Origin of the sequence: Bartonella sp. AP57NXGY, from assembly GCF_042195805.1 — a bacterium.
Lineage (GTDB): Bacteria > Pseudomonadota > Alphaproteobacteria > Rhizobiales > Rhizobiaceae > Bartonella.
In genome coordinates this window covers 1-586 of sequence record NZ_JBHIOZ010000634.1, presented here as the reverse complement: position 1 = coordinate 586, position 586 = coordinate 1, and the positions used below count along the sequence as shown (strand labels likewise).

General features: G+C 33.1%; 2 protein-coding genes. Both read right to left on the bottom strand.

All coding sequences use genetic code 11. The features are described from left to right. A partial coding sequence (locus ACFIL8_RS12385; RefSeq protein WP_375690071.1) for a type II toxin-antitoxin system HicB family antitoxin occupies positions 1–321 on the bottom strand: 321 nt, incomplete at its 3' end. Continuing rightward, complete coding sequence (locus ACFIL8_RS12380) at positions 318–518, bottom strand: type II toxin-antitoxin system HicA family toxin (protein WP_375690069.1); 201 nt, start codon at positions 516–518, stop codon at positions 318–320. The genes ACFIL8_RS12380 and ACFIL8_RS12385, both read right to left, overlap by 4 nt. Between the last annotated feature and the right edge of the window lie 68 nt (positions 519–586).

The window sequence follows — 586 nt, the reverse complement described above, 5'->3', positions numbered from 1 at the left end:
ATCAATTGCACGTAAAAGCCCTCGTTCAATTGATATATTTGTGCGTATGACTTCTGAATCATTTTCAATAAAAGGAACTTGTATTAAAAAAGCTCCTTCTGACAAAGCTGTTTTGACAGATTTCCGTTGTATGACTTCTTCAAATTTTGAAGGAATAGGCACTCTATCTATATCTTCACAATAAAGTTGGAGTGCTTCTGTTGCATTTGCGATTAAATTTTCTTCCTCATCAGCAGCAGAAAAAAGTCCCTCAAAATCAGGAAACTGAACACCAAAAGCAGATTCTTCATCTTTATGAACAAGAGCAAAAAATCTTTTCATTCTTCTTCTCCTTCTTTTATCCAGCCTGCTTGTTGTGCGATAGAACGTGCTGTACCAATCGGAAGATTTTTTTTAGGATGTGGAACGATAACAACCTTATCATCTTTTTTAAATTTATGATGAGAACCTTTCACTTTGATAAGTTCAAAGCCATCACGCTTTAATTTTGCAATGATTTTTCGGCTATCTTGTTCCATTACCTAAACTCATAATGTGTAAATATATACACATTTTAATGATTTTTCATCTGATGTCAATTCTTTTT

What these genes read in the sequence shown, in the direction of transcription:
- ACFIL8_RS12380 (WP_375690069.1), bottom strand. Translation starts at nt 518, where the DNA reads ATGGAACAAGATAGCCGAAAAATCATTGCAAAATTAAAGCGTGATGGC.